Source organism: Nocardiopsis sediminis (genome assembly GCF_042650565.1).
GTDB classification, from domain to species: domain Bacteria; phylum Actinomycetota; class Actinomycetes; order Streptosporangiales; family Streptosporangiaceae; genus Nocardiopsis_B; species Nocardiopsis_B sediminis.
Genome location: NZ_JBHSBH010000015.1, coordinates 1 through 26,814, shown reverse-complemented (window position 1 = coordinate 26,814; position 26,814 = coordinate 1). Strand labels below are relative to the sequence as shown.

Sequence of the window (26,814 nt, the reverse complement as noted above, 5' to 3'; positions counted from 1 at the left end):
GACCACCCCGAGTGTGGTCTGGACCACCCCGGGACGGCACACTGACCTGGTGCGCATCATCATCGCTCCAGACAAGTTCGCCGGGACGCTCACCGCCCTCGAAGCCGCGCAGGCCGTGGCCGACGGCTGGCGCAGCGCTGATCCGACCGTCGACGCCGAGCTGGTCCCGCTGTCCGACGGCGGCCCCGGGTTCGTCGAAGTCCTGCACACCGCCCTGGGCGGCACCCTCGCCCAGGCCACCGTCACCGGCCCCTTGGGCGAGCCCGTCCAGGCCGTCTACCTCCTCGCCGGCGACACCGCCTACATCGAGAGCGCGCAGGCCTGCGGCCTGCACCTGGTGGCGCCCGACGCCCGCGACGCCGGGAACACCACCACCCTGGGCGTCGGGGAACTCATCGCCCACGCGATCGCCGCCGGGGCCCGCACGCTCGTCGTCGGCCTGGGCGGCAGCTCCACCAACGACGGGGGCGCCGGCATGCTCGCCGCCCTCGGCGCGGGGCCGCGCGACGCGCTGACCCGCGGCGGCGGCGCGCTCGCCGGACTCACGGCGACCGTCGACCTCGCCCCGGCGCGCGCCGCGACCGAGGGCGTCACGCTCATCGCCGCCACCGACGTCGACAACCCGCTGCTCGGGCTGCACGGCGCCAGCGCGGTGTTCGGTCCGCAAAAGGGCGCCGACGACAACGAGGTGCAGCGCCTCGACGCCGCGCTGACCGTGTTCGCCGACGCCACCGACCCCGACGGGGCTCTGCGCGACGCCCCCGGAGCGGGCGCGGCGGGCGGGCTCGGCTACGCGCTGCTCCTGCTGGGCGGCACCGTGGAGTCCGGTGTGGCGCGGGTCCTTGAGGCGGTGGACCTGGACCGGCTCGCGGCAGGCGCCGACCTGGTCATCACCGGTGAGGGCTCCTTCGATTTCCAGTCGCTGCGCGGCAAGCTGCCGCACGGGGTCGCGCGCGCGGCGGCCGCCCACGGGGTGCCGTGCGTGGTCACCGCCGGGGTGGTGTCGGTGGGCCGGGCCGAGGCCGCTGCGGCCGGGATCACCGAGACGTATTCCCTGGTGGAGTCGGCGGGATCGACCGAGGCGGCGCTGACCCGCTCGGCCGAGGAGCTGCGCGGCCTCGCCGCCCAGGTGGCCCGCCGCTGGACGTCGTAGGGCGCCATCCAAGGCCCCATCCATCCCCAGCCTCCCAACCCGTGATGGCGGCATCGCCCTATACGACCTAACCTGGGGGGAGACCTAACCTGGCTCAAGCAAGTGGGACGCTTCCCCGCCACTGGCAGGAATGCACCACGCGGCCCCGGCGTTGACCACGTCCGAGGGGCAACCGGGTCGCAGTGGCGGCCACACCGCATTTTCGGAGGAGTTGGCAGATGACGGTTCAGAGCGAGGCCACGACGGCGGGCATCATCCTGACCGACGAAGCGTCGGGCAAGGTGAGGGCCCTGCTGGAGCAGGAGGGCCGCGACGACCTCCGGCTTCGCGTCGCCGTGCAGCCGGGTGGCTGCTCGGGGCTGCGGTACCAGTTGTTCTTCGACGAGCGTGAACTCGACGGCGACGTCGTCGCCGACTTCGGCGGCGTCGGGGTCGTGACCGACCGCATGAGCGCCCCCTACCTCATGGGCGCCACGATCGACTTCGTCGACACCATCGAGAAGCAGGGCTTCACCATCGACAACCCCAACGCCACCGGCTCCTGCGCCTGCGGCGACTCCTTCAACTAACGAAGGAGCGGGAGGGGAGCGGCACCGGCCCGGCCGGCGCGCCAGCGCGCCGCGTCGGCACCGTTGTCCCCGCCCCTGTCAGGCCGCTGTCAGGCCGCACCGCGGCTCTCGGGCCCGCGCGCACGCAATGTGCGCGCGGGCCTTCGCCGTCTCCGGCGGCGGCATCGCTCGCGCTCATGGGTTCTCGGGGTCTCGACTCCGGCCCGGGGCCCCTGGGTAGTCTTGGGCTTTGTTCCGTCTCCCGACCCAAGGAGCCCTCAGCAGTGCGCATCGCGGTTACCGGATCGATCGCCACCGACCACCTGATGACCTTCGAGGGCCGGTTCGCCGAGCAGCTCATCGCCGACCAGCTCGAGCAGGTTTCCCTGTCCTTCCTGGTCGACGAGTTGGAGGTGCGCCGCGGAGGCGTCGCCGCCAACATCTGTTTCGGCATGGGCCGCCTCGGCCTGAGCCCCCATCTCGTCGGCGCGGTGGGCGCCGACTTCGACGAGTACCGGGCCTGGCTGGAGCGCCACGGCGTCGACACCTCCGCGGTGCACGTCTCGGAGCTGCGCCACACCGCCCGCTTCGTGTGCACCACCGACCGCGACCACAACCAGATCGCCTCGTTCTACGCCGGTGCCATGGCCGAGGCGCGCAACATCGAGCTCGCCCCGCTGTCGGAGCGTGTGGGCGGGCTCGACCTCGTGCTGGTGGGCGCCGACGACCCCGAGGGCATGCTGCGCCACAGCGACGAGTGCCGCGACCGCGGGCTGCCCTTCGCCGCCGACCCCTCGCAGCAGCTCGCGCGCATGGAGGGCCCCGAGGTCCGCCGCCTCATCGAGGGCGCGACCTACCTGTTCACCAACGAGTACGAGAAGGCGCTCGCCGAGCAGAAGACCGGGTGGAGCGAGGACGAGATCCTGGAGCGGGTCGGCACCCGGATCACCACCCTGGGCGCCAAGGGCGTGCGCATCGACCGCCGCGACCAGCCGCCGCTGGACGTCCCCGCGGCCGCGGTCGGCGCGAAGGTCGACCCCACGGGTGTCGGCGACGCGTTCCGCGCGGGGTTCCTCGCCGGGCTGGCCTGGGGCCTGTCCCTGGAGCGCTGCGCGCAGGTGGGCAACGCCGTGGCCGTGCACTCGCTGGAGGTCAACGGGCCGCAGGAGTACCACCTGACCGGCGCGACCCTGCTGGAGAAGGTGACCCGGTCCTACGGCGAGGACGCCGCGCGCGACGTCGCCGAGCACGTGGCCTGACACCCCGCGTCGGTCCGCGGACCGGACCGACGCTCCCGGTCCCCGCGGTGCGCGCCGCGGGGACCCTTTTGATCTCGGCTGGTCCCGGCTGTTCCCGGCTATTCCCGGACCCCGCCGCCCGGACCGGCGGGGGCCTGGTTGCGGGCCAGCAGGTCGTAGAGGGCCCGTTCGAGCTGGCAGGGCGCGGTCACCGGGGCGCTCCACGGGATGCGGATGAGCACGGGGTGCTGGGCCCCGGTGGGGTTCACCCACAGCGTGGCGCCGGCAGAGTCCAGCTCCCACAGCCACGCCGCGCCTTCGGGAGCCTCGGGCAGATGGCGCAGCGCGGCGCTCAGCTCGTCGCGGTGCCGGTCGTTGACGTGGCGCAGGATGTGCTCGGCCGCGCCGGTCAGGGGGTCGGGCCGGGCATCGCGGAATGCTTCGCCGTCGATGACCCCCGCTGCGTCGTATGTGTGGTAAATCACGGTCGCGGGCTCTACCCGGGCGAGCAGGGGGGTGTCCGGCGTGGGATCATCGTCTACTGCGGCGAGCAGCTCTTCGTCCGGGTGGCTTTCGGCCACGGCGAGGGCGGCCTCGCGGCGCTCGCCTGCGGGGATGACCGACACCCAGCCCTCGCACCACAGGCGGGCGCGTACAGTAGGTGTCCGACCCACATGCCGCATCGCGCAGAGATCGACGCCGACCGCAAGGTCGGCGCGTCCGTGCCGCCGTGCCCGCAGCGCTTCGTGCAGCGGGTGTCGGGCGTCGATCCACAGGATCGTGCGACCGGCGTGATCGACCGCTCCGCGCACGCTGAAATGCGTGCCGGGATAGTCAGCCGACGTCGCCATGGTGGGGGTCGCCGTGGCGGCGAGGGAACGGACCCGTTCGACGACGGACGGGCAGGGTGGTCGCATTGACACCTCCTAGACTTAGGCAAGCCTTACCTAGGATTCCCGTTTTTGCAAGATCCACATAGACGGAGGAACACGAATGCGCTACACCGGACCGAAGGTGCGGTTGTCCCGGCGCGCCGGTACCCCGCTGACCCGTAAGGCGGTCAGCTACTTCGAGAAGCGTCCGTACCCCCCGGGTGAGCACGGCCGCCGCGTGCGTCGCTCCACCAGCGACTACGCCGTCCGGCAGGCCGAGAAGCAGAAGCTTCGCTGGTACTACGACCTCTCGGAGAAGCAGCTCGCGCGCATCTACGAGAACGCCAAGAAGCGCCCGGGCCGTACCGGTGAGGAGATGATCGCCGAACTGGAGCTCCGGCTCGTGACGGTGGTCCTGCGCTCCGGGCTCGCCCCCTCGATCTACGCCGCCCGCCAGTACATCACCCACGGTCACATCACCGTGGACGGGCGCAAGGTCGACATCCAGTCGTACCAGGTGAAGCCGGGCCAGATCATCAGCGTGCGGGACAAGTCCAAGCAGACCGTCCCGTTCGTCGAGGCCTCCGAGGGCGTCCACGCCGACGACAAGATCGCCGGCTACCTCGCGGTCAGCCACAAGGACCTGCGCGTCGCGGTCGTCGACCGCCCCAAGCGCGAGCAGGTCCCGGTGCCCTTCGACGAGCAGCTCGTCGTCGAGTACTACGCGCGCTAGAGCCGCAGGCTCCACCGCGCCGCCGCGGGCCGTGTGTCCAACGGGCACACGGCCCGCGGCCGTCTGCGCGCTGCCTCCGCGGTTTCCACAGAGCCCGTCAGTACATCCGCCGGATGTGGAAGGCGTGGCCCTGCGTGAGCGGGACCTCGCCCACGAACTGCTGCATCTTCAGCCGGCACCACGAGGGGATGTCGGTCCGGGCGGCGGGGTCGTCGGCGGTGACCGCGATGACCGAACCGATCGGCACCTCCCGGATGCGCCCGGCGAGCATGATGATCGGGATCGGGCACTTGCGGCCGATCGCCTCCACGGTCACCAACGGCTGGTCCGACACTGACGCTCTCCTTTGCGTGTCCTGCTGCGCCCGTATCCCATTCTTTACCCACGTTGACGGCTAACCGGCACCCGGTTAAGCGTCCGATAAAACCAGCGATACGCTCGGCCTGACCGTTCTCGAGGGCGATCCGGCGCGAACCGCCGTGGCCGGCGGCCCACCCGCACCGCGCGACGAGTCCGGAAGGGGAACGCTGATGGGTGTCCGAACACGCTCCGCGGGGCGCGCGCACCCCAACACGCGTCCCTTTCGGCCCCTGATCGGCGCAGCAGGTGGATCGCGCTAATGTTGCCCCTTGACAAGCTTTGGACATACGACCGCCCGCGCGTGCGTCGCGGGCATCACCGCTGGGAAGGCATTCCGTGAGTCCGACCCGCCATAGGAATCGGCGCCCCGCGCTGCGCCGATGGGCACCACGTGGCGCCGCGCTCGCCGCGTTGGGCATAGCCGCGACCGGCTGCGCGTGGGAGCAGAACGAGTTCACTCGACTGGGCATCCCGGAGCCGATCACCGAACAGGCCGAGCGCGTCCTCATGCTCTGGCAGGGTTCGTGGGTGGCGGCCTTCGCGGTCGGCATCCTCGTGTGGGGGCTGATCATCTGGTCGGTCATCTTCCACCGCAAGCGGTCCGAGCAGCTTCCGCCGCAGGTGCGCTACAACCTGCCCATCGAGGCCCTCTACACCGTTCTGCCGATCGTGGTCATCGCGGTCCTCTTCTACTTCACCGCGCGCGACCAGACCTACCTGCTGGAGACCGACGAACCGGCCGACACCAACATCGAGGTCGTCGGCTTCCAGTGGAGCTGGCAGTTCAACTACCTGACGGAGCCCAACCCCGACGGCGAGGCCAACCCCGAGTCGCAGCGGGAGTTCTCCGTCGAGGGCACCCCCGATGACGTCCCCACCCTGGTGGTGCGCGAGGGCGACGTCGTCCACTTCGACCTCGTCTCGCCCGACGTCATCCACTCGTTCTGGATCCCGTCGTTCGCGTTCAAGATGGACGTCATCCCCGGACACCCCAACGAGTTCCAGGTCCAGATCAAGGACGACGTCATCCCCGAGGGCCAGGACTCCGCCACCTTCGCCGGCCGCTGCGCCGAGCTGTGCGGTGTCGACCACGCCCGGATGCTCTTCAACCTTGAGGTCATGACCCCCGAGGCCTACGACGCCTGGTACGCCGAGCAGCTCCAGAACGCCGCGACCGAGGCCGAGCAGCAGGCGGCGCGCGACGAGGAGCAGCAGATCGTCGAGGACCCGCGTCCCGAGAACCAGCCCGCCACCGGCGACGCCGAGGGCGGCACCGCGACCGAGGACACCCCCGCCACCGAGGGCGCTCCCGAGCCGCAGACGGCCGAGACGGCCACGGAAGAGGAGGGTGGCAACTGATGGCGACCACAGTGGCGGCCCCCACGGGCTCCGCGGGCCCCGCCCCGGCCACCCCCAAAGGCTCGATCATCGTCGGCTGGCTGACGTCGACCGACCACAAGGTGATCGGGTACATGTACCTCATCACCTCGTTCGCGTTCTTCATCTTCGGCGGCATCCTGGCGCTGATCATCCGCGCCGAGCTGTTCCTGCCGGGCATGCAGGTCGTGACCGCCGAACAGTTCAACCAGCTGTTCACCATGCACGGCACGATCATGCTGCTGATGTTCGCGACCCCGCTGTTCGTCGGGTTCTCCAACATCATCCTGCCGCTGCACATCGGCGCACCCGATGTGGCGTTCCCGAGGATCAACCTCTTCGGGTACTACCTGTACCTGTTCGGCAGCCTCATCGCCGTCGGCGGGTTCCTCACCCCGGGCGGCGCGGCCAGCTTCGGCTGGTTCGCCTACACCCCGCTGTCCGACGCGGTCCGCTCGCCGGGCCTGGGCGGCGACCTGTGGATCCTGGGCCTGGCCGTCAGCGGTCTGGGCACCATCCTCGGTGCGGTCAACTTCATCACCACCGCCCTGTGCATGCGCGCGCCGGGCATGACGATGTTCCGGATGTCGATCTTCTCCTGGAACACCGTGCTCACCAGCGTGCTGGTGCTGATCGCCTTCCCGGTGCTGACCGCCGCCCTGATCGCCCTTGGCGCCGACCGCATGGTCGGGACGCACGTCTTCGACCCCGCGCACGGCGGGGCGATCCTCTGGCAGCACCTGTTCTGGTTCTTCGGCCACCCCGAGGTGTACATCATCGCGCTGCCGTTCTTCGGCATCGCGACCGAGATCCTGCCGGTGTTCAGCCGCAAGCCGATCTTCGGCTACAAGAGCCTCGTGGGCGCGACCATCGCCATCGCCGGCCTGTCGGTCACCGTGTGGGCGCACCACATGTTCCCGACCGGCGCGGTGCTGCTGCCGTTCTTCTCGTTCATGTCGTTCGTCATCGCGGTGCCCACCGGTGTGAAGTTCTTCAACTGGATCGGCACCATGTGGCGCGGCCAGCTGGTCTTCGCCACCCCGATGCTGTTCACCGTGGGCTTCCTGGTGACCTTCCTGTTCGGCGGCCTGACCGGCGTGCTGCTGGCGTCGCCGCCGATCGACTTCCACGTCACCGACTCCTACTTCGTCGTGGCGCACTTCCACTACGTGGTGTTCGGCACCGTGGTCTTCGCGATGTTCGCGGGCTTCTACTTCTGGTGGCCCAAGTTCACCGGGAAGATGCTCAACGAGCGCCTGGGCAAGATCCACTTCTGGCTGCTGTTCTTCGGCTTCCACGGCACGTTCCTCGTCCAGCACTGGCTGGGTGCCGAGGGCTTCCCGCGCCGCTACGCCGACTACCTGCCCACCGACGGCTTCACCGCCCTCAACCAGTTCTCGTCGATCAGCTCGTTCGTCCTGGGCGCGTCCACGCTGGTGTTCTTCTGGAACATGTGGGTCACCCACAAGAACGCACCCAAGGTCGAGGTCGACGACCCCTGGGGCTACGGCTGCTCCCTCGAATGGGCCACCTCCTGCCCGCCGCCGCGGCACAACTTCACGTCGCTGCCGCGCATCAGGTCCGAGCGCCCCGCGTTCGACCTGCACCACCCGCACGCGGCCGCCCCGGGTGCGGCCGCCCGACCGGTCAGCAGCGAGGGGTAGGGCGAGTTCACCATGAAGATGCAGGCCTATCTGTTTATGGGCGTCTCGACCTTCTTCGGCCTGGTCGCGGGGTTGTACGCCTACTGGTCCTACGCCGCCGAGGGCTACATCGAGTGGACCGGAACGGTCGCGCTGGTGGTCTCGGTCGGGTTCGGCTGGATGATCGGGTTCTGGCTCTGGCAGTCCGCCCGCCGCAGTGAGCGCTTCCACGGGCTCGCCCCCGAGGAGCGCCTCGACGGCGAGATCGCCGAGAACGCCGGCGAGTACGGGTTCTTCAGCCCGCACAGCTGGTGGCCGCTGTTCGTCGCCCTGTCGGTCGCGTTCATGGCGGTCGGCGTGGCGATCGGCTGGTGGATGGTGGCGGTCGGCGCGTTCGCCGTCCTCCTCACCGCGATCGGCTGGGTCTTCGAGTACTACCGCAAGGAGTTCCAGCACTAGGAGTGACCGTCGCGGCGGCCCCTCCGCGCCGCCGCGACACGCCGGGCAGTGTGCGCGAAATGCCTTATGCCCTGGTCCGTCCCCGGTCGGTCCCTGATTTCCGCTGAAATCGGGACCGGCCGGGGTATCGTTTTTCAGGGGGCAGATACCCACTGTCGGTAAGCGGCCGTAGAAAGCCGACCGTGGCCGGTTTTCCGGGGATCGAGGGGGAGACGCACCTTTCCCGCGATGCCACGTGTCCCACGGAGTGATGGGCCTCAGGGGTTCCAATCGACGTGGAGGTTGCACGGTGAAGGGCAGCACATCTACAGCGGGGTACCGCAGCGTCGGTGCCGGAGCGGCGGGGTCCGCGATCATCCTCACGGCGGCCTGCACGAGCCTGTGGGCCGGCGCCACCGGGACCGGTGACGGGGGCGACCCGGTGGCGATCGAGATCACGCCGGCCGACGGCACGGGCGATGCCCGGTCCAACGTCCCGATCACAGTCGGTGCCGCCAACGGCACCATCACCGATGTCCGGGTCGAGCAGGCGGGCGGCGGCCCCGACGGGGACATCCCCGCGCGGCTCGGCGTCGAGCCCGAAGGGGCCGACGGCGACCGGTACGCCATGACCGGCGTCCTCAACAAGGCCAGGACCGAATGGGTCAGCGACTGGAACCTCGTCCCCGGCGCCGATGTCACGGTCACCGCCACGGGGGTGAACGATGACGGCGCCGAGACCGAGGTCGTCAGCAGGTTCTCCACGGAGCCGACCGCCAAGGGCAAGGGCCTGGACCTGGAGTCCAACTTCCCCGCCGGCGGGCAGACCGTCGGGGTGGGGATGCCGGTCATCGTCAACTTCGACCTGCCGGTGGAGAACAAGGAGCAGGTCGAGAACTCCATCGAGGTCACCTCGGAGAAGCCCGCACAGGGCGCCTGGAACTGGTTCGGCGACACGATGGCGGTGTTCCGGCCGGAGAAGTACTGGGAGCCCGACCAGAAGGTGTCGGTGGACATGCGCCTCGCCGGCGTCGAGGCGTCCCCGGGCGTGGTCGGCACCCAGAACCGCAGGCTCGACTTCCAGGTGGGCCGCGAGCAGATCACCACGGTCGACGACGACGCACACGAGATGACCGTCCGGCGCGACGGCGAGACCGTCAAGACGTTCCCGATCAGCAACGGTCGAGGCGACACCGAGCGCTACACCACCACCAACGGCATCCACCTGACCATGGAGAAGTACGAGGACATGGTCATGGACTCGTCCACGGTGGGCGTCCCCGCGGGCAGCGCGGAGGCCTACCGGCTCGACGTCAGCTGGGCGGTCCGGTTCTCCAACAGCGGCGAGTTCGCCCACGCGGCGCCCTGGAACGGCAACGTGGGCTCGGCCAACACCAGCCACGGCTGCACGAACATGTCCACCGAGGACGCCAAGTGGTTCCACGACGAGACGCTGATGGGCGACCCCTACATCGTCGAGGGCACCGAGCGCGAGCTCGAGGTCGACAACGGGTGGGGCTTCTGGCAGCGCTCCTGGGACGACTGGCTCGCAAACAGCCCTACGGGGGAGCCCGACGCCACCACCGAGGCCGGGACCCCCGGCAGCGTCCACGGGGCGGCGTAGGCGCGGCTGGAGCCCGGAGAGCACCAAAGCCGAAGGCCCGGCCGCCCCCTGAGAACGAACAGGGGCGGCCGGGCCTTTCCATGGCACTGAGCCGGTGCTCAGGTACTCAGTGCGTGTTGGCGGGCTCCGTGGTGTCGACCGCGGCCTCGTGGTGGGCGCGGTCGGCGGAGTCGCCTCCGTGGTGCAGGTGGTGGCCGGTGTGCGGCTCGACACCTTCGAAGGACACGTTGTCGCGCGTGTACCAGTCGGCCAGCCGCACACGGAGCCGGCCCATGAGGCCGCGGGCCTGGGGCGACTCCACACCGTTGGCGTCGACGGCCTCGTCGACGTCGATGCGGGGCACCTCCTCCTTGCTCTGGAGGATGTGCACGGTGTCGTCCGAGGACTCCTTGTGGACCTCGATGAACTCACCGCTGGGCAGCTGCTTGACGTGGCCGCTCTCGTAGCCGTGCTCCAGCGTCTCGCGGTCGCGGCGCTGGAGGCCCAGGCAGATCCGCTTGGTGATGATGAAGCCCAGGATCGGCCCCGCGATCACCGCGACACGGAAGAACCAGCTCAGCGAGTACAGGCTGATCGAGAACGTCTCCGAGAGGATGTCGTTGGATCCGGCGAGCCACAGCAGGCCGTAGAACGTGATCCCCGCGACGCCCATGCCAGTGCGGACCGGGGCGTTGCGCGGCCGGTCGGCCATGTTGTGGTGGCGCTTGTCGTTGGTGACCCACGCTTCGAAGAACGGCCAGACGGCCATGGCTCCGAAGATCAACCCCGGGATGACCAGCCCCGGCACCAGCACACCGGTCGGGATGGCATACCCGGCGATGTTGATGTCGAAGTAGTTCGGGAAGAGCCGCAGCGCCCCCTCCATGAAGCCCATGTACCAGTCGGGCTGGAGCCCGGAGGTGATGGACGTCGGGGTGAACGGCCCGAACAGGTGCACCGGGTTGATCTGCACGAACGCGCTGAGGCCCACGGTCACGGCGAACACGAAGAAGAAGAACCCGCCCGCCTTCACGGCGAACCCGGGGAACATCGGCGTGCCGACGACCTTCTTGTTCGTGTGACCCGTGCCCGGGTACTGCGTGTGCTTCTGGTGCCACAGGATCATGAAGTGCGCCGCGATGAGCGCGAGCAGCAGACCCGGGATCAGCAGGATGTGCAGCATGTACAGGCGCGGGATGATGTCCTCGCCGGGGAACTCCCCGCCGAACAGGAACATCGAGATGTAGGTTCCCACGACCGGCAGCGACAGCATCACGCCCTGGAGGATGCGCACGCCCATGCCCGACGGAAGGTCGTCGGGCAGCGAGTAGCCGAACAGCCCCTCCAGCATGGTCAGGGTGACGATCGCGACACCGATGAGCCAGTTGATCTCGCGCGGCTTGCGGAACGCGCCGGTGAAGAACACCCGGAGCATGTGCACCAGCATCGACGCCGCGAAGATCAGCGCCGCCCAGTGGTGGATCTGGCGCACCAGGAAGCCGCCGCGGACATCGAAGTCGATGTAGAGCGTGGAGGCGTAGGCCTCGCTCATGGTGACACCGTGCAGGCGCTCGTAGGAGCCGTCGTACACGATCTCGGCCATGCTCGGCTTGAACCACAGTGTCAGGAAGACACCGGTGAGCAGCAGGATGATGAACGAGTACAGCGCGATCTCGCCCAGCATGAACGACCAGTGGTTCGGGAAGACCTTGCGCAGGTTCTTCTCACCGGTCTTGGCCAGGTGGAACCGGTCGTCGATCCAGTTGCCCGCGCCCCTGAGCGCCTTGGGCGCCTGAGTTGCCCTGGTCATCGGCTACGCACCCCTCTCCGCGTCCCAGAAGGTCGGGCCCACGGCGCTGGAGAAGTCCCCATCGGCCACGAGATAGCCCTCGTCATCCACTGTGATCGGCAGCTGCGGCAGCGGGCGGTGTGCCGGGCCGAAGACGACCTTGGCGCCGTCGGTGGCGTCGAACGTCGACTGGTGGCAGGGGCACAGGATGCGGTGCGTCCCCTGCTCGTAGAGCGCCGCCGGGCAGCCCACGTGGGTGCAGATCTTGGAGTACGCGATGATCCCGTTGTGCGTCCAGCTCATCTGCTCTTCGGTCATGGTCGGCTTGAAGTCGCCGTCCGGGACCTTGATCAGCAGGATGACGGCCTTCGCCTGGTCGTTCAGGCTGAGGCCGTGCGGGTGGTCCTCGTCGTGCTCCTGGTAGGGCAGCGCGCTGATCATGCCGCCGGGCTCGTTCTCCAGGTCCTCGGCGCGGATCCAGGTGCCGGGGCCCTCGCGGTCCGACCCCTCGACCACCATGCGCCGCCCGGGGTGCCACGGCGTGTGGTGCAGCACGTCGCCCGGCAGCGGCCCGGTGTCGCGCAGCAGCACGATCGGGGCCAGCCCCAGCGGGGCCATGGCCAGCAGCAGCGTGCGGCGCAGCAACGGTCGCTTGGTGAAGCCGCTCTCGTCGGCGCTCTTCATGAAGAACTCGCCGAAGGAGCCCTTCTCCTCGGGGGAGGAGGGCAGCTCGTCGTAGGGCGAGGACACCTCGTAGTGGGGCATCACCTTGCGTGCCCACACGGTCATGCCCGCGCCGATCGCGAACAGGGCCAGGGCGAGCGAGCCGCCCAGCGCCATGTTGGAGTACTGCGCGATCCGCGGGTCGGAGATGGCCTGCTCACCCTCGGCGTTCGGGCCCCACCAGAAGTAGGCCACGAAGAAGAGGATGCCCGCGACGAACGCGATCGTGAACCAGGCGGCGGCGGTGCGCTCGCCCTTGCGCTGGACCTCTTCGGGCTGGGAGTGGGTCTCCTCGCCCGGGTAGGGGCCCTCGTGCTCGCTGTGCGGGTCCGCGGGGGCGGCGATGACGCCCTCGGCGGCGGAGGGGGTGCCGATGACCCGGTCGGGGCCTTCGCCACCGGCGTTGGTGTTGGTGTCAGGGGTATCAGTCATGGGCTCGCTGCTTCGCGGTGATCCAGATCGCGCACGCCACGATCAGGCTGAGGCCGACCACCCAGCCGATGAAGCCCTCGGCGACCTGGCCGATGCGGTTCAGGGCGAAGATGCCGCCGGCATCGGGCTCGGCCTGGAGGTCCTTCACGTAGGCGATCAGGTCCTGCTTCTCGTCCGGGGTGACGGTCATGTCGTTGAACACCGGCATCTGGCCCGGACCGGAGAGCATGGCCTCGTAGATCTGGCGCGGCGTGGCGTCGTGGATCTCGGGGGCCCACTTGCCGTCGGTCAGCGCGCCGCCCGCACCCGACCAGCTGTGGCAGTGCGCACAGTTGGTGAGGTACAGCTTCATGCCGGCCTCGGTGTCCTGGGCGCCGGAGATGTAGGCCTCGTAGGCCTCCTCGTACTCGGCCTCGGCGGCGAGGTAGGAGTCCTCGTCCTCGAAGTCGGCGCGCACCGGGGCGTCGGCGGGGATGCCCTCGGGGACCCCGGGGCCCTCGCCGATCTCCTGCTCGTAGTAGGCGACCAGGTCGTCGATCTCGTCCTGGGTGAACGCCGGCGGCTTGCGGGGCATCTGCGCGTCGGGGTTCATGGACGGCATGCGGCCCGTGCTCACCTGGAAGTCGATGGCGGCGCCACCGGCAGTGGTGATGTCAGGGGCGTTGTCGGAGCCGGTGCCGGTCAGCCCGTGACAGCTCGCGCAGCTCCTGACGAAGATGTCCTTGCCCTGCGCCACATCGGTCTGGTCATCGGCCGCCGCATCGGCTGCGACGGTTTGCGCCTCGGCCCGGTCGGCGCTGGGCGCCACATAGGCATAGCCCACGCCGACGAGCGCGAGCGCGAGTATGACGACGACATACCCCGCAAGGGGATGCCGTCGCCGCGCGGTAATCCATTTCACGGTTTCCCCGTTTCGGGTTACTGAATGAAGTAGATGGTTGCGAACAAAGCGATCCAGACGACGTCAACGAAGTGCCAGTAGTAGGACACGACGATGGCGCTGGTCGCCTGCTGGTGGGTGAAGCGCTTCGCGGCGTACGTGCGTCCCAGCATGATCAGGAACGCGATCAGACCACCGATGACGTGGAGACCGTGGAACCCCGTGGTGAGGTAGAACATCGAGCCGTAGGCGCTGGACTGGAGGGTCAGCCCTTCGTGAACGATGAGTTCGTAGTACTCGTACGCCTGGCCGAGCACGAAGACCAGGCCCATGAAGAACGAGATGAAGAACCACATACGGAGCTTCCGCACATCACCGCGTTCGGCGGCCCAGACGCCGGCCTGTGCGGTGAAGCTGGAGGCCACCAGGATGACGGTGATGCCGAGGGCCCACGGGACGTTCAGGTGAGCGGCCGGCCACTCACCGAGGTCGGGGTTGCCCACGGTCACCGATCGGATGGTGAAGTACATCGCGAACAGCGCTGCGAAGAACATGAGCTCGTTGGCCAACCACACGATGGTGCCAACGCTCACCAGGTCAGGTCGCTTAGCCGCACCATGTACCGGTGTCGGTGCTGTTTCTTGGTTCGCGGTTGCTGTCGCCACGGTTGCATTATTGCGGCATCTCGCGGGGGTTGGTGCACGACCCCCCGAAAGCCACCCGATCTGCGGTGGCAACGGTATCGGCCCGTGATGAACGGGGCGTCCCGGACGCCGGAAGGCGGGAGGGGCGCCGGCGCGGCCGCGGAGGGGCGGCGTGGCCCCGGGTGTGGCGCAGGTGGCATGCTGTCGTGGCGAAGGTCTCAAGGCAATAGGCTTCGGACAGGCGCGGAAGCGGTGGCGCGCACATGTGCGCCCGCGCCGCCAGATGGCAAGGGACGGTGACGGTCGACCATGGCGGACAACGGCTCCGGGGCCGCGGACAGCGGTGCCCGAATGCGCATCCTCATCTACAGCGACAACGGCGGGACGCGCGAGCGGGTGCGGCTGGCCATCGGCCGCCGGCCCGCCGCCGACGTGCCCAAGGTCGAGTTCGTCGAGTGCGCGACCGCCCCGGGCGTGATCAAGCGGCTGGAGAACGAGCACATCGACGTCGCCGTCTTCGACGGCGAGTCCGCGCCTGCGGGCGGCATGGGCGTGTGCCGCCAGATCAAGGACGAGATCTACCAGGCGCCGCCGGTGCTGCTGATCATCGGGCGCCGCGACGACGGCTGGCTGGCCGCGTGGTCGCGCGCCGACCGTGTCGTCAGCCACCCCATCGACCCCGTCGCCCTGGCGGAGTCGCTGGCCGAGCTGATGCGCGAGCAGCAGGCCAAGGCCGCCGCGCTCGGGTAGGCTCCGTTCAGACCCCCGGCACGGCATCCCGCCCGCCACGAACGGAAATCACGAGCATGGCGCACCATCCCGGGTCCTCTCGCGGCTTCTTCCGCGGGTTCCCCCGGTCCTTCAACGGCGCGGCCCACCACGGGGCCGACATCGCGCGATGGCGGCGCTGACCCGCCACCGCCCGATGCCCCGTCCGCACGCCCGCAGTACTGGAGGACCCGCCCGTGAGTACCCGTGAACGCACCTGGCCCGAGCTGATCACCGCCCTGCTGGAGGGCCATTCCCTGTCGGCCGCTGAGACCGGCTGGGCGATGAACGAGATCATGTCGGGCTCGGCCACCGACGTCCAGGTCGCCGGGTTCGCCATCGCGCTGCGCGCCAAGGGCGTCACCGTCGAGGAGGTCACCGGCCTGGCGGCGGGGATGCTCGACAACGCCGTGGAGATCACGGTGCCCGGCCGCACCGTCGACATCGTCGGCACCGGCGGCGACCGCGCCCACACCGTCAACGTCTCGACCATGGCCGCCATCGTGGCCGCCGCAGCGGGGCTGAAGGTCGTCAAGCACGGCAACCGCGCCGCGTCCTCCTCGTGCGGGACCGCCGATGTGCTGGAGCGGCTGGGGGTCGTCATCGACCTGCCGCCCGAGCACACGGCCCGCGTCGCCGAGGAGGCGGGCATCACCTTCTGCTTCGCGTCGCTGTTCCACCCGGCGTTCCGGTACCTGGCCAAGCCGCGGCGCGAGCTGGCGGTGCCGACCGTCTTCAACTTCCTGGGCCCGTTGACCAACCCGGCGCGGCCCGGCGCCGGCGCCCTCGGCGTCTTCGACGCCGACATGTGCGAGGTCATCGCCGGCGTGTTCGCCGGCCGCGGCACCACGGCGCTGGTCTTCCGCGGCGACGACGGCCTCGACGAGCTGACCACGACCACCACCTCCCAGGTCTGGGAGGCGCGCGACGGCGTCGTCACCCACACCCGGATCGACCCCGCCGACCTCGGGATCGAGCGCTCCGCCCCCGAGGCGCTGCGCGGCGGCGACGTGGAGTTCAACGCCCGGGTGGTGCGCGAGCTGGTGGGCGGGCGCACGGGCCCGGTGCGCGACGCCGTCCTGCTGAACGCCGCCGCCGCCATCGTCGCGGCCGAGGAGGGCGGGGGAGCCGGGCTCGTCGACGCGCTGCGCGCCGCCTACGCACGCGCGGCGGCCGCGGTCGACAGCGGCGCGGCGGCGACCCTGCTCGACACCTGGATCGAGACCAGCCAGTCCTACGCCAAGCGCGCGTAGCAGGGCGGCGCACAGCGCTGCCGTGCCCGGGTCCGCGGACCCGGGCACGCCCCGGCTCACTCCATCCCGAGTGAGAACGCCGATTCCAGGTCGTGCCGGGAGTGGGCGCTGAACGCGATGTGGGTGTCGGAGGAGCGCACGCCCGCGATCTTGTTGATGCGGCCGGGGATGACGTCGGCCAGCTCCTCGTGCCGGCGGACCCGCACCATCGCGATCAGGTCGACCCCGCCGGTGACCGAGTAGACCTCGCTGACCTCGTCGATCTCGGCGGTGGCCGCGGCGACCTCCGGGATGCGGTCGATGTCGGCCTTGATCATGACGATCGCGGTGATCACGGGTGCCCGTCCTTCTTGCCTGGTACTTGCCTAGTAGACGTCCGAGAGGCGCGTTCCGGCGCGCCAGCGGATGCGGTACATGAGCAGCCCGCCGATCACGCCGGCGATGAACCCGTAGACGTGGGCGGCATAGGCGACGCCGGCGTCGGTGCCGCCGGGGAACAGCGAGATGCTGATGTAGAGGTAATACTGAAGCACGAAGTAGGTTCCCACGAGCGCCCACCCCGGCAGCCGCACGGGCAGGACGAAGAACACCAGGGTGGTGACCTTGCTGCGCGACTGGACGGCCAGGTAGGCGCCCAGGACGCCGGAGATCGCCCCCGACGCCCCCACCAGCGGGACGTCGTCGACCCCGACGCTCAGCGCGAAGGCGTAGGTCGCGGCGATGCCCGATACGGCGTAGAGCCCGAGGTAGCGGTAGCGCCCCAGCCGGTCCTCGACCACCGGGCCGAACACGAACAGGTACACCATGTTGCTCAGCAGGTGGAAGCCGTCGCCGTGCAGGAACATCGAGGTGACCGACGACAGCCACGGCAGCTTGGTGAAGTCGCCCCCGCCGCAGGCCGACGTGCCCGAGATCTGGTCGCCGGTGAGCAGTTCCGCGGGGATCGCCGCCCAGTGCAGCAGGTACAGCTCGACCGGGCACATGCGCGACATGATGTCGCCGCCGTACCACACGGCCAGTGCCGACATGGGGGACATCAGGTAGACGATGACGTTGGCCGTGATCAGCAGGTAGGTGACCACCGGGACACGACGGACCGGGTAGTCGTCGCTGAGCGGCATGCCCGCCATGTCTCTCCTTCTACCTGGATGCGCGGCCCCAGTCTGTCAGGTCGCGGTGCTTTTCTGCACCATTGACGGGACATGTCCACGGTGATCCGGCTTCCACCAGCCGGACACCAGGGGATTCCAGCCAGCGCAGCACGCATTCCATCTCCCCCGCTCCCGCGCGCGGCGCGGGCCCGGGGCCGGGCTCCACCGACTCGGCGGTGCGGGTCAGCGCGTCGACGAAGGCCACCGGGTCGGCCGACTGCGCCATGACCGCGCTGCCGGCCAGCCGCCCGTAGCGGACCACGTGCACCTCCCACCCGGCGCCCGCGCGCCGGGCGGCCACCAGCTGGGGCAGCCGCGCCAGTGCGGTGAGGCGCTGGGAGCGGGCGGCGGCGGTGAGGAACGCCGCGAGCCGGTCGCGGTGGGCGGCGGCCTCCTCATAGCGCAGCTCCGCGGAGAGCCCGGCGATGTGCGCGCCGACGGCCGCCACCACGGGCGAGGCGTCGAGAGTCATGGCGGTGTGGGCGGCGTCGGCGTGCGCCGCGTACTCCTCGGGTGTCTCGCGGCCATCGCACGGGGCGCCGCACCGGCCGAGCTGGGCCAGCACGCAGGCGGAGATCGGGCGGGCGGGGGAGAAGCGGTGCGTGCACTGGCGCAGGGGGAAGGCCTGGTGCAGGGCTTCGCGCGCCAGCTCGGCGTCGCGGGCGGAGCGGAAGGGACCGATGTAGGGGGCGTCGTCGTCGCGCACGACGCGTACGACCGACAGCCGGGGGTAGGCCTCGCGGGTGAGTTTGAGCCAGGTGACGCGCTCGGGGTTGCGGGAGCGGCGGTTGTAGGGGGGCTTGCGCTCGCCGATCATGCGCAGCTCGCGGACCTCCGCCTCCAGCTCGGTCGCGCAGACGATCGGGGTGACCCCTTCGACCAGGGCGATCATCTCGCGGATGCGCCCCCGGGTCTCGCCGGCGGTGAAGTAGGAGCGGACCCGGCGGCGCAGGTTGCGGCTCTTGCCGACGTAGAGGGTGTCGCCCTTGGCGTCGGTGAAGACGTAGACCCCGGGCGCCTCGGGTACGCCGTCGGCCAGGCGGCGCTTGCCGCGCTGGGCGGCGGTGGGGGCCGAGCGGAAGCCGCGGAGCTCCTCGACCGTGTCGATGCCGAATGAGCCGAGGCGCTCGAATAAGTGGTGCAGCACGCCCACGGTGGCGCGGGCGTCGTCGAGGGCCCGGTGGGTGGGCTGGTCGGGGACGCCGAAGTAGCCGGCGAGGGTCCCGAGCTTGTGGTTGGGGACCTCGTCGCGGGTGACCAGCCGGCGGGCCAGCGGAACGGTGTCGACCACGTGAACCGCGGGCCAGTCGAAGCCGTGCTGTGCGCAGGCGTTCTTGAGGAACCCGATGTCGAAGGGGGCGTTGTGGGCGACCAGAACCGTTCCGGCCTCCAGCTGCGCGAATTCCAGGAACGCCGGGAGGACGGACTCGATCCGGGGAGCGGGGGCCACCATCGCCTGGGTGATGCCGGTCAGCAGGGTGATGAAGGGCGGGATGGCCACCCCCGGGTTGACCAGGGTGGCGAATTCGCCGACGACCTCCCCGCCGCGGACCTTCACGGCGCCGACCTCGGTGATACCCGCGCCGTCGCCGCGCGCCCCGGTGGTCTCGAGGTCGACGACCACGAACGTGGCCTGCGACAACGGGGTCCCCAGATCATCGAGGGTCCCCTGCACCGGAATCTGCTGCTCTACCACCCCGCAAGGGTAAACGGGGGTGCCGACGGTCCAGGTCGCGGGCCTATCCCCGTGCTCACCAGCTCCGATACCCCACGACCGGTCCGGCCGCCCCTCCGCATGGAAAGATGGCTCCCACCTCACGGGGCTGGACCGGGCCCGGGGGCGGCGCGGGCCGCAGCCGTGTTACCCGGGCCGTTCGCCGTGCTCAGCACTAGTTTTGATGGAAAGACGAAGGAGGACCGGACAGTGAGTATTTCGGTGCCGTCCGATACCCAGCGGTGGCGGTGCACCCAGTGCGGGAACCTCACCCGGTTCGACGTCACGCGCAGCGTGCGGTCGCGGGATTACCTGCACGTCGACCTCTCCGGCGCGAGCCGGGTGGAGGAGAGCGAAGTCCTCTCCGAAACGGTCGAGCAGGTGCGCTGCCGCTGGTGCAATGCCGTGGACGCCGTCGAGGTCATCGACCGGCCCGCGGCCGAGCAGGACGGCGCGGCCGGAAGCGGCGCGGAGCGGGCATGAGTTCCGGCTCCGATACGACACCCCCTCCGGACGAGGAGCCGCTGCGCCGCCCGCTGCCCGAGGCCGTCCGCGCCCGGGTCATCGACTACGGGTCCGATGTGCTCGGCGGCCTGCGCGTCACCGACCTCCCGCCGGCGCTGCGCAGAGTGGCCAGGTTCGAGCCGCGTCGGCGTGCCCGGCTCGCCGGGCCGCAGATCGCCGCCCAGCTCGAGACCGACCCGGCGTTCCGCGCCCGCGTGGCCGAGCGGGTCGAGCAGGTGTGGCCTGAGCTCGCCGAAGGGCTGCGCAACGGGGTGGTGCCGCCGGCGGCCGACCCGATCGCCGTCGCCGCCGCGGGCTACCTGATCCGCCCGCCGGGCTGGCAGGAGATCGTCGAGCGCGTCCACGACGAGCTCGACCGCCGCGAGGAGGTGAAGGAGGCCGACGAGGCGGCCGAGGCGATCGCCGACCTGCGGCGGCGGCTCGACGAGGCGGTGGCCGGCCACCGCGAGGAGGTCCTGCGGCTGCGCGGGCAGCTGCGCGAGCAGCGCGGCACCATCGCCGACCTGCGCCGCAGGATCCACAGTGAGCGTCAGCGCGCCAAGGAGGCCGTCGAGGGGGCCGAGCAGGCGATCGCGGAGGCGGCGGACCGCAGTGCCACGACGACCAACCAGGTCAGTTCCGTGGAGGCGGAGAACCGCCGGTTGCGCAACCGCCTTGCCGCGGCCGAGGCGCAGGTCGAGAACGCGCGCCGGGCGGCCCGCGCCGGGCGCAGCGTGGAGGAGGCGCGCGTGCGGGTCCTGCTCGACGTGCTGCTGGACGCCTCGCACGGCCTGCGCCGCGAGCTGGCCCTGCCCACGTCGATCGAGAACCCGGCCGACCTGGTCACCGACGGCCGCCGGGTGCGCGCCGGAACGCCCGGCGGCGGGCTGCCCGACGACGACCCCGGACTGGTCGACCAGCTGCTCATGCTGCCGCGGATCCACATCCTCGTCGACGGCTACAACGTCACCAAGACCGGGTACGGCACGCTGCCGCTGGCCGACCAGCGCAGCAGGCTGCTGGCCTCCCTTGAAGGGCTGGCCAGCCGCACCAAAGCCGAGATCACTTGCGTGTTCGACGGCGCCGATGTCGACACCCCGCCGGTCCTCGCGGCGACGCGGCGCGTCCGGCTGCTGTTCAGCGACCCCGGCGAGACCGCCGACGAGCTGATCGTCCGCCTGGTGCGGGCGGAGCCGCGGGGGCGCCCGCTGGCCGTGGTCACCTCCGACAAGGAGATCATCGCGGCGGTGCGCCGCGAGGGCGCCCGCACGGTCGCGTCGGCGCTGCTGCTGCGCCGGTTGGAGGCGCCGGGGTAGCGGCACCGGGCCGGCGTCCGGTCCTCACATCGGCACCTCTTCACGTTGGCACCGCGCCGACCGGAGGCTCCCGGATAGCACTCCGGGAACGGTCCAGCGACCGCGCCTGAGCCCCACGGGGCCGATGTGACCGATTCGTGATGAGATGTGCGGCCTGTCCCGGGGCAGCGGCGATGCCCGTGTGATCTCGCCGAGTGGCGAAGGGGATCCGCTGCCCCGGTTGAGGAGCCGGGACCGGTCCGCTAGGTTCTATCCGGAGCTTGATCGGCTTCCCGCTATAAGGCCGAATTGCGTCCGAACCACGGCGCACCCCCCGGCCGCCGGCCCTCGGCCGGTACGCGGGAAGTCCCCTGACCTCAGGGGCGACGCGGTCGTGCTGCCGCGTCACACGGTTCCCGGTGACGCACCGCGACCGCGGTCCCCGCTCCCCGGTCCGTGTGTGCTGCTGCGCCGTGGGTGCCGACCCCCGATCCCCCCATCCCCGTATGTGCACTGACGTAAAAGGAGCGTGGACCGCCATGGCGAGTAGAGGTGGTCGGCGCACGGCCCACCGGATTGCGACCGGTCTCGGGGTCGTCGCGGCCGGCGGCTTGATCCTGCCCTCCGGGGTCGCCTACGCCGAGCCGACTCAGGATGAGGTCGAGGACCGTCTCGACGAGCTCAACCAAGAGGCCGGCCAGATCGTCGACGAGTACAACGACGCCAAGGAGCAGTACGAGGCCGCCGAAGAGAAGGCCGACGAGCTCGAGGCCGAGGTCGGCGACGAGCAGGACAGGTACGACGGGCTCCGCGAGGAGGTCGCCGGGTTCGCCAGCGCCGCCTACAAGGGCAACGACCTCAACGCCCCCAGCACCGTGCTGACCGTCGAGAACCCCGAGGACCTGCTCGACCAGTCGGCCGACATCTCCTACCTCTCCGACAGCCAGAAGGCCAGGCTCGACGAGTTCGGCGACTCCTCCGAGCGGCTCTTCCAGCTCAAGGACGAGGCCGACCAGGCGCTCGCCGACGCGCAAGACGTGTTCGACGAGGCCGAGGAGAAGAAGGACGAGGTCGAGGAGGCCATCGCCGAGCAGGAAGAGCTGCTCGCCCAGTTCCCCGACGCCGACCCCGCGACCGCGGGCAGCGACGTCGGCGGCTCCTACACCGGCTCCGCGTCCGGCAGCGCCGCGGCGGCGCTCGACTTCGCCTACTCCAAGCTCGGCACCCCCTACGTCTACGGCGCGGCCGGCCCCGACGGCTACGACTGCTCGGGCCTGGTCATGCGCGCCTGGGAAGCCGCGGGCGTGAGCCTGCCCCGCACCACCTACGGCCAGGCCGAGGCCGGGCCGCAGATCAGCCGCGACGCCCTCCAGCCCGGCGACATCCTCTTCTTCAGCGACCTGGGCCACGACGGCCTCTACGTCGGCAACGGCCAGATGATCCACGCGCCGCGCACCGGCAAGAACGTCGAGGTCGTTCCGCTGGCGGGGTACTGGGACGGACAGTTCATGTACGGCGTCCGTCCGTAGCGGTCCGCCGACCCGCCCGCGGCGTCGTGCCGCGGAGTCCAACGTCACACGCGCCGGTCACGGCGTGCCCGCGCCGCCCCCTCCGGCCAACGCCGGAGGCCGGGCGGCGCGGGCTTTTTCGTGCGCGGTCACGTGGGGACGGACCGAAACCTGGATCGGGACAAATCCGTAAACCCCGGAATATGGTAACGAAACGGTTGAGTGTGGGACCCGGGATGCACTAGTGTTCGTCGCCGAGCGCGGTCGTCGAACTCGCCATCACCAGATGGCGGCGTCCCGCTCCCGCCGAACTCCGCGCCGCACATCCCCTGTCCGGCAGCGCGGAGACCGGAAAACCCCCGGGCGGCCCCCCGGTCCGCCTGTTCGGAAGGTTTCCGGGTGAGCAGCCGCCACGCGCATCTCGGCGCCTGGCCACGGGGCCCTGCCCCGCCCGCACCCGCATCCGGTAGGCGGACCATGGCAGAAAGGTGTGCCACCATCGTGGATGAACGCCATGAACGTGGCTCGTACCGCCGGCATATCGCGACCGTTGGCTTCGTTGCCCTCGGCGCACTTGTGATGTCCACCGGCGTCGCCAGCGCGGACCCCACCGCCGACGAGGTCCGCGACGAAATCGAGCAGCTCGAGCAGGAGTACGCCGAGCTCGCCGAGGCCTACAACCAGGCCAAGCAGGACCACGACGCCGCCCAGGAGAAGCTCGACGACCTGGAGGCCGACCAGCAGGACATCGAGGACGCCCTCGGTGAGATGCAGGGCGACATCGCCCAGCTGGCCCACGCCGCCTACACCGGCTCCGACTACAGCTCGCCGGCCTACCTGTTCAGCTCGTCGGGTCCCGAGGAAGTGCTGCTCCAGGCGGCCGACCTCGGCTACCTGTCGCAGAATCAGCAGAACACGCTGGCGAACTACGTCGACCAGCAGGACACCCTCGACGAACTCACCAGCGAGGCCGAGGCGACCGAGCAGGACGCGGCCGACAAGCTCGACGAAGCCGAGCAGGCCAAGGCCGACGCCGAGGACAAGATCGACGAGCAGCAGACGGTCCTCGACGACCTGACCGCCGAGGAGCAGGCCGACGCCACCTCAGGTGTCTCGCCCGTCGGCAACGGCTCGTCGGGTTCCTCCTACACGGGGGACGCCTCGGGCGATGCCAAGGTGGCGCTGGACTTCATCTACGCCCAGATCGGCGACTCCTACAGCCTCGGCGCCAACGGCCCCGACGTGTGGGACTGCTCCAGCCTGGTGCAGGCCGCCTGGCGCGAAGCCGGCGTGAGCCTGCCGCGGGTCACCTACGACCAGGTCAACGCCGGCACATCGGTCGCCTGGGACGACTTGCAGCCCGGCGACCTGATCTTCTTCTACGACGGTCCCGACCACGTGGGCATGTACGTCGGCAACGGGAACATGGTCCACGCCTCCAACCCGTCCAAGCCGGTTGCCGAGGTTCCGCTCAACGACTACTACCGGACCAACTTCCACTCGGCCATCCGCCCGTAGGAAGCAACGGGACGCCACGTCCCCGCGGTCCGAACGAGGCCCGCCCGCGCGCGAAGCGAGGGCGGGCCTCGTGCTTTCCTCCGAAAGAGCCAGGGTCCTCTTCATCCCCCGCCGTCAAACGCGGCCCCGCGATGCGCCCGCGCCCGACCTCCAGCCGCAGGGTGAACACCCCGCCGCGCCCGCTCGCGGTGTGACGGACGGCGTTGGTGGTGGCTTCGGAGACGAGCAGCACGGCGGCGGCGACGGTGTCATCGGGGATACCGAACGCGCTGTGCGTGGCCAGCACGCGTTCGGTCCAGTGGCGCGCCTGCCGGATCTGGTCCTCCCATCCCGGGAAGGTCCGTGTGTACGCCACCGCCATCACCTCGTCCTGGACGTGGGTGTTGAATTTCGACATTTCACATTAATATGGGCGTGGGAATTCATGATCATCGGCTTCCTCGTGTCGCCGGTCGCGGTGAGGTGGGGTTATCGACCGGGTAGAAATGCGTGTGCGGTGCAGAGACGCGGATCCGGTTCCGGGCGGATCTGCACGGCTATCCTTCGCGGCCGGATAGGACATTGCAGCGCCCAAGTGCAGGACAGGAGGGCCGTTACGGCGGTAGCGTTCAAGAAGGCCCGAACGTCCGAGGTGGTTCTCTTGCATACGGCGCTGCGTCGCGCTATGGCGGACGCGAATATTTCCGTGCGTCAGCTGGCGACCCGAGTGGGGGTGACCCCCAAAACGGTGGAACGATGGTTGCCCGATTCCGCACTTGTTCCCCATGCGCGGAATCGGGTGGACGTAAGCGATGCGCTAGGGGTGAGTGAGGCCATGCTGTGGCCCGAGTCCGTACGTTCGGTGGTCAAGACAGGGCCGGATCGTGAGGTCGTCGCGGTCTACCCCTACCGTTCCGCCTGCCCGACCTCGACATGGGCACAGCTGATCGCCGGAACGCGGCGGGATCTGTTCTTCGCCGGATTCACGAACTACTTCCTCTGGCTCCAGCAGTCCGCTTTTCACGCGACTCTGCGCGAGAAGGCGGCGAGCGGCTGCCGGGTTCGTTTTCTGCTGGGTAATCCCGATTCCGAGGTCGCCCGGCAGCGAGAAGAACTCGAAGACGTGGCCCTCGCCGTCTCCACCCGTATCCGCTCACCCTGGAAGAGCTGGCGAGACTCGATGATGTGCCGGGTATCGAATCGCGCTTCAGCCATCCCGTGGACGCCGTTAACCACGTCTCCCTGTCGGTATTCCGCTTCGACAGCGACGCATTCGTCACCCCTCACCTGGCGAGTGCAGTCGGGCACGATTCTCCGATGATGCACTTGCGTCGCAATCAGGATGCTGGCGCATTCGACCGATTCACCGAACACGCGGAAGAATTGTGGGAGCGCGGAGATTCCGTTCCTGGGATATCAGAGAGGGTGGATGATGGAACCGGTGTGGCATAAGTCGAGCTTCAGCAAGGTGGGCGGGGAGTGCGTGGAGGTCGCCGCGACTCCGGCTTCAGTTTTCGTGCGGGACACGAAGTTCCCTGCGGAGGTCGTGCTCGGTGTGGCGCCGGTGGAATTCGTGGCGTTCGTGCGGGTGGTCAGATCCGACGCACTTTGATCCACCATCACATCGAGGCCCCGCCATGAAGCTGAATGGCGGGGTCTCGGCGTTAGGGCGGTCGGTGGTTGCGGTTACGGCGGGCAGCGACGGCGTGTGGGGCCTGGGGGCCGCGGTGACGATCCGGCTTGTGCGGTGGCTTCGGTCCGAGCGGGCAGCGACGGCGGGTGGGGGCCGGGGTGGCGGGGAGGGTTCGTGTGGTCGCGGGGCTGGGGTTACGGCGGGCAGCGACGGTCGGCGGTGGGGGGAGGGTTTGCGGTCGGGTCCCGGGTTTCCTGTGGTGGGGCCCCGGTCCAGGGCGGCCTCTCTCCGTTCCCGGAGTGGGGCCGCCCCGGGCGATGGATTCGCCTTCGGCTCGGTTCCTGGTGTCCCGGCTTCCTCGGGATCTCCGGGGGGTCGGGCTCTTCCCTTCCCCCCTGGCTCCCCGGTCCCTCTCCGGCTTCCGGTGGCTATTGGCTGGGGTAGGGGTCGCGGGTGGTGGTGTGGGTGCGGTTGTGGGGGGTGCGCCAGACCAGGGTGCCCGGGGAGGGCTGGGACAGGTTCCACCCAGGGGTTTGCTTCAACCGGTGGTGCCGCCTGCACAACGCGGCCAAGTTGCCCGCGCTGGTAGACCCGCCCAGGTGGTGGGGCATGGTGTGGTCGGCATCGCACTCGACCGCGGGGCGGTTGCAGTGGGGGAACCGGCAGGTCCGGTCCCGGGAATCGATGTGCGAGCGCAGTAGTGGTGGCGGCCGGTAGGCGGTGGTGCCATCGGCCACCGGGTTTCCGTCCTCATCGACCACCGTGTAGCACCAGCGGGTGGCCTTCGAGGTGGCGCCCTTGGCCAGGTCCCGGGCGGCTTCTGCCAGGATCGGCCCGTGCCCCGGGATCTCCCCCAGGCTCCGCGACTCGCTCCCGCCCATCTCCTTCGGCAACGCGGCCAGCGGGATGATCACGTGCAGCTTGCCGACCGGGCTGAACTGCGCCGGGGCGGGGGTCGCGAGTCCGGGGATGCTCACCTGCCCCGCGCCCGGGGTGTCACCGTCGCCCTCGGGGGCGGTGTCCTCAATGCCGTGCTCGGCCGCATCGGCGGGGATCTC

At 70.0% G+C, this 26,814-nt stretch carries 27 protein-coding genes; 16 read left to right on the top strand and 11 right to left on the bottom strand.

Annotated elements, in window-relative coordinates; translation table 11 throughout:
• Nucleotides 1–49: 49 nt before the first annotated feature.
• The 3 genes from ACFOVU_RS22725 to ACFOVU_RS22715 all read left to right on the top strand — a co-directional run bounded on the left by ACFOVU_RS22725 (nt 50) and on the right by ACFOVU_RS22715 (nt 2,960).
• Nucleotides 50–1,153 (top strand): glycerate kinase family protein, encoded by a 1,104-nt coding sequence (locus ACFOVU_RS22725; RefSeq protein WP_378536839.1) that lies wholly within the window; start codon nt 50–52, stop codon nt 1,151–1,153.
• A 218-nt stretch (nt 1,154–1,371) separates the two neighbouring features.
• Entirely contained in the window at nt 1,372–1,722 is a 351-nt protein-coding gene (locus ACFOVU_RS22720) for a HesB/IscA family protein (RefSeq protein WP_378536838.1), read from the top strand.
• A 263-nt stretch (nt 1,723–1,985) separates the two neighbouring features.
• Nucleotides 1,986–2,960 (top strand): carbohydrate kinase family protein, encoded by a 975-nt coding sequence (locus tag ACFOVU_RS22715; RefSeq protein ID WP_378536836.1) that lies wholly within the window; start codon nt 1,986–1,988, stop codon nt 2,958–2,960.
• A 98-nt stretch (nt 2,961–3,058) separates the two neighbouring features.
• On the opposite strand, the gene ACFOVU_RS22710 is transcribed toward ACFOVU_RS22715, so the two are convergent.
• A complete protein-coding gene (locus tag ACFOVU_RS22710) occupies nt 3,059–3,856 on the bottom strand; it encodes a DUF2470 domain-containing protein (RefSeq protein ID WP_378536835.1) in 798 nt (265 codons plus the stop codon).
• 76 nt (nt 3,857–3,932) lie between these two features.
• Between ACFOVU_RS22710 and rpsD the strand changes: the two genes are divergently transcribed.
• Complete coding sequence (gene rpsD / locus ACFOVU_RS22705; RefSeq protein WP_378536833.1) at nt 3,933–4,544, top strand: 30S ribosomal protein S4; 612 nt, start codon at nt 3,933–3,935, stop codon at nt 4,542–4,544.
• Nucleotides 4,545–4,641: 97 nt separating this feature from the next.
• Here rpsD and ACFOVU_RS22700 read toward each other — a convergent pair whose 3' ends face one another.
• On the bottom strand, nt 4,642–4,878 hold the full coding sequence (locus ACFOVU_RS22700; RefSeq protein WP_378536832.1) for a sulfurtransferase TusA family protein: 237 nt from the start codon (nt 4,876–4,878) through the stop codon (nt 4,642–4,644).
• A gap of 437 nt (nt 4,879–5,315) precedes the next feature.
• On the opposite strand from ACFOVU_RS22700, the gene ctaC reads away from it, so the two are divergent.
• From ctaC to ACFOVU_RS22680, 4 genes are all read left to right on the top strand, one after another.
• A complete protein-coding gene (ctaC, locus tag ACFOVU_RS22695; RefSeq protein ID WP_449289741.1) occupies nt 5,316–6,263 on the top strand; it encodes an aa3-type cytochrome oxidase subunit II in 948 nt (315 codons plus the stop codon).
• Nucleotides 6,263–7,945 (top strand): aa3-type cytochrome oxidase subunit I, encoded by a 1,683-nt coding sequence (gene ctaD, locus ACFOVU_RS22690; protein ID WP_378536830.1) that lies wholly within the window; start codon nt 6,263–6,265, stop codon nt 7,943–7,945. Before ctaC ends, ctaD begins: the two co-directional genes overlap by 1 nt.
• Before the next feature lie 12 nt (nt 7,946–7,957).
• A complete protein-coding gene (locus ACFOVU_RS22685; protein ID WP_378536829.1) occupies nt 7,958–8,383 on the top strand; it encodes a cytochrome c oxidase subunit 4 in 426 nt (141 codons plus the stop codon).
• 289 nt (nt 8,384–8,672) lie between these two features.
• Nucleotides 8,673–9,986, top strand: a complete 1,314-nt coding sequence (locus ACFOVU_RS22680; RefSeq protein WP_378536827.1) for a L,D-transpeptidase — start codon at nt 8,673–8,675, stop codon at nt 9,984–9,986.
• Between the two features lie 106 nt (nt 9,987–10,092).
• Here ACFOVU_RS22680 and qcrB read toward each other — a convergent pair whose 3' ends face one another.
• From qcrB to ctaE, 4 genes are read right to left on the bottom strand one after another with little or no spacing between them, the layout of a single operon-like run.
• A complete protein-coding gene (gene qcrB, locus ACFOVU_RS22675; protein WP_378536826.1) occupies nt 10,093–11,775 on the bottom strand; it encodes a cytochrome bc1 complex cytochrome b subunit in 1,683 nt (560 codons plus the stop codon).
• 3 nt (nt 11,776–11,778) lie between these two features.
• Nucleotides 11,779–12,909, bottom strand: coding sequence for a cytochrome bc1 complex Rieske iron-sulfur subunit (qcrA, locus tag ACFOVU_RS22670; protein WP_378536824.1), 1,131 nt, complete (start codon nt 12,907–12,909; stop codon nt 11,779–11,781).
• Entirely contained in the window at nt 12,902–13,810 is a 909-nt protein-coding gene (gene qcrC, locus ACFOVU_RS22665) for a cytochrome bc1 complex diheme cytochrome c subunit (RefSeq protein WP_378536822.1), read from the bottom strand. Before qcrC ends, qcrA begins: the two co-directional genes overlap by 8 nt.
• A gap of 17 nt (nt 13,811–13,827) precedes the next feature.
• Nucleotides 13,828–14,454, bottom strand: a complete 627-nt coding sequence (gene ctaE / locus ACFOVU_RS22660; RefSeq protein ID WP_449289740.1) for an aa3-type cytochrome oxidase subunit III — start codon at nt 14,452–14,454, stop codon at nt 13,828–13,830.
• 288 nt (nt 14,455–14,742) lie between these two features.
• Between ctaE and ACFOVU_RS22655 the strand changes: the two genes are divergently transcribed.
• Together ACFOVU_RS22655 and trpD are read left to right on the top strand one after the other, a co-directional pair.
• Nucleotides 14,743–15,183 (top strand): hypothetical protein, encoded by a 441-nt coding sequence (locus ACFOVU_RS22655; RefSeq protein ID WP_378536819.1) that lies wholly within the window; start codon nt 14,743–14,745, stop codon nt 15,181–15,183.
• 215 nt (nt 15,184–15,398) lie between these two features.
• Nucleotides 15,399–16,454: an anthranilate phosphoribosyltransferase gene (gene trpD, locus ACFOVU_RS22650; protein ID WP_378536818.1), complete on the top strand. Its 1,056-nt coding sequence runs from the start codon at nt 15,399–15,401 to the stop codon at nt 16,452–16,454.
• 56 nt (nt 16,455–16,510) lie between these two features.
• Here trpD and ACFOVU_RS22645 read toward each other — a convergent pair whose 3' ends face one another.
• From ACFOVU_RS22645 to ACFOVU_RS22635, 3 genes are read right to left on the bottom strand one after another with little or no spacing between them, the layout of a single operon-like run.
• Nucleotides 16,511–16,789, bottom strand: a complete 279-nt coding sequence (locus tag ACFOVU_RS22645) for an Lrp/AsnC family transcriptional regulator (RefSeq protein ID WP_378536816.1) — start codon at nt 16,787–16,789, stop codon at nt 16,511–16,513.
• Nucleotides 16,790–16,819: 30 nt separating this feature from the next.
• Nucleotides 16,820–17,584, bottom strand: coding sequence for a rhomboid family intramembrane serine protease (locus ACFOVU_RS22640; RefSeq protein ID WP_378536815.1), 765 nt, complete (start codon nt 17,582–17,584; stop codon nt 16,820–16,822).
• 10 nt (nt 17,585–17,594) lie between these two features.
• Nucleotides 17,595–19,301 (bottom strand): DEDD exonuclease domain-containing protein, encoded by a 1,707-nt coding sequence (locus ACFOVU_RS22635; RefSeq protein WP_378536813.1) that lies wholly within the window; start codon nt 19,299–19,301, stop codon nt 17,595–17,597.
• Nucleotides 19,302–19,529: 228 nt separating this feature from the next.
• Between ACFOVU_RS22635 and ACFOVU_RS22630 the strand changes: the two genes are divergently transcribed.
• From ACFOVU_RS22630 to ACFOVU_RS22615, 4 genes are all read left to right on the top strand, one after another.
• Nucleotides 19,530–19,802: a hypothetical protein gene (locus ACFOVU_RS22630; RefSeq protein ID WP_378536811.1), complete on the top strand. Its 273-nt coding sequence runs from the start codon at nt 19,530–19,532 to the stop codon at nt 19,800–19,802.
• Nucleotides 19,799–21,139: an NYN domain-containing protein gene (locus ACFOVU_RS22625; protein ID WP_378536809.1), complete on the top strand. Its 1,341-nt coding sequence runs from the start codon at nt 19,799–19,801 to the stop codon at nt 21,137–21,139. The genes ACFOVU_RS22630 and ACFOVU_RS22625 overlap by 4 nt, the downstream gene beginning before the upstream one ends.
• Nucleotides 21,140–21,657: 518 nt before the next feature.
• Nucleotides 21,658–22,647 carry a C40 family peptidase gene (locus ACFOVU_RS22620; RefSeq protein WP_378536807.1) on the top strand — a complete coding sequence of 330 codons (990 nt, stop codon included), beginning with the start codon at nt 21,658–21,660 and terminating at the stop codon, nt 22,645–22,647.
• A gap of 558 nt (nt 22,648–23,205) precedes the next feature.
• Nucleotides 23,206–24,144 carry a C40 family peptidase gene (locus ACFOVU_RS22615; RefSeq protein WP_378536805.1) on the top strand — a complete coding sequence of 313 codons (939 nt, stop codon included), beginning with the start codon at nt 23,206–23,208 and terminating at the stop codon, nt 24,142–24,144.
• On the opposite strand, the gene ACFOVU_RS22610 is transcribed toward ACFOVU_RS22615, so the two are convergent.
• Entirely contained in the window at nt 24,098–24,541 is a 444-nt protein-coding gene (locus ACFOVU_RS22610; protein WP_378536803.1) for an ATP-binding protein, read from the bottom strand. The genes ACFOVU_RS22615 and ACFOVU_RS22610 overlap by 47 nt on opposite strands.
• Nucleotides 24,542–24,958: 417 nt before the next feature.
• Between ACFOVU_RS22610 and ACFOVU_RS22605 the strand changes: the two genes are divergently transcribed.
• Nucleotides 24,959–25,444: a hypothetical protein gene (locus tag ACFOVU_RS22605; RefSeq protein ID WP_378536801.1), complete on the top strand. Its 486-nt coding sequence runs from the start codon at nt 24,959–24,961 to the stop codon at nt 25,442–25,444.
• A gap of 21 nt (nt 25,445–25,465) precedes the next feature.
• The gene (locus tag ACFOVU_RS22600; RefSeq protein ID WP_378536799.1) at nt 25,466–25,735 is read left to right on the top strand and encodes a DUF397 domain-containing protein; all 270 of its coding nucleotides are present in this window, start codon (nt 25,466–25,468) and stop codon (nt 25,733–25,735) included.
• Between the two features lie 449 nt (nt 25,736–26,184).
• Here the strand turns inward: ACFOVU_RS22600 and ACFOVU_RS22595 are convergent.
• A partial coding sequence (locus ACFOVU_RS22595; protein ID WP_378536797.1) for an HNH endonuclease occupies nt 26,185–26,814 on the bottom strand: 630 nt, incomplete at its 5' end.

What these genes read in the sequence shown, in the direction of transcription:
- ACFOVU_RS22720 (WP_378536838.1), top strand. Translation starts at nt 1,372, where the DNA reads ATGACGGTTCAGAGCGAGGCCACGACGGCGGGCATCATCCTGACCGAC.
- ACFOVU_RS22710 (WP_378536835.1), bottom strand. Translation starts at nt 3,856, where the DNA reads ATGCGACCACCCTGCCCGTCCGTCGTCGAACGGGTCCGTTCCCTCGCC.
- rpsD (WP_378536833.1), top strand. Translation starts at nt 3,933, where the DNA reads ATGCGCTACACCGGACCGAAGGTGCGGTTGTCCCGGCGCGCCGGTACC.
- ctaD (WP_378536830.1), top strand. Translation starts at nt 6,263, where the DNA reads ATGGCGACCACAGTGGCGGCCCCCACGGGCTCCGCGGGCCCCGCCCCG.
- ACFOVU_RS22685 (WP_378536829.1), top strand. Translation starts at nt 7,958, where the DNA reads ATGAAGATGCAGGCCTATCTGTTTATGGGCGTCTCGACCTTCTTCGGC.
- qcrB (WP_378536826.1), bottom strand. Translation starts at nt 11,775, where the DNA reads ATGACCAGGGCAACTCAGGCGCCCAAGGCGCTCAGGGGCGCGGGCAAC.
- qcrA (WP_378536824.1), bottom strand. Translation starts at nt 12,909, where the DNA reads ATGACTGATACCCCTGACACCAACACCAACGCCGGTGGCGAAGGCCCC.
- ACFOVU_RS22655 (WP_378536819.1), top strand. Translation starts at nt 14,743, where the DNA reads ATGGCGGACAACGGCTCCGGGGCCGCGGACAGCGGTGCCCGAATGCGC.
- ACFOVU_RS22640 (WP_378536815.1), bottom strand. Translation starts at nt 17,584, where the DNA reads ATGGCGGGCATGCCGCTCAGCGACGACTACCCGGTCCGTCGTGTCCCG.
- ACFOVU_RS22625 (WP_378536809.1), top strand. Translation starts at nt 19,799, where the DNA reads ATGAGTTCCGGCTCCGATACGACACCCCCTCCGGACGAGGAGCCGCTG.
- ACFOVU_RS22620 (WP_378536807.1), top strand. Translation starts at nt 21,658, where the DNA reads ATGGCGAGTAGAGGTGGTCGGCGCACGGCCCACCGGATTGCGACCGGT.
- ACFOVU_RS22615 (WP_378536805.1), top strand. Translation starts at nt 23,206, where the DNA reads ATGTCCACCGGCGTCGCCAGCGCGGACCCCACCGCCGACGAGGTCCGC.
- ACFOVU_RS22610 (WP_378536803.1), bottom strand. Translation starts at nt 24,541, where the DNA reads ATGTCGAAATTCAACACCCACGTCCAGGACGAGGTGATGGCGGTGGCG.
- ACFOVU_RS22605 (WP_378536801.1), top strand. Translation starts at nt 24,959, where the DNA reads ATGCTGTGGCCCGAGTCCGTACGTTCGGTGGTCAAGACAGGGCCGGAT.
- ACFOVU_RS22600 (WP_378536799.1), top strand. Translation starts at nt 25,466, where the DNA reads ATGCTGGCGCATTCGACCGATTCACCGAACACGCGGAAGAATTGTGGG.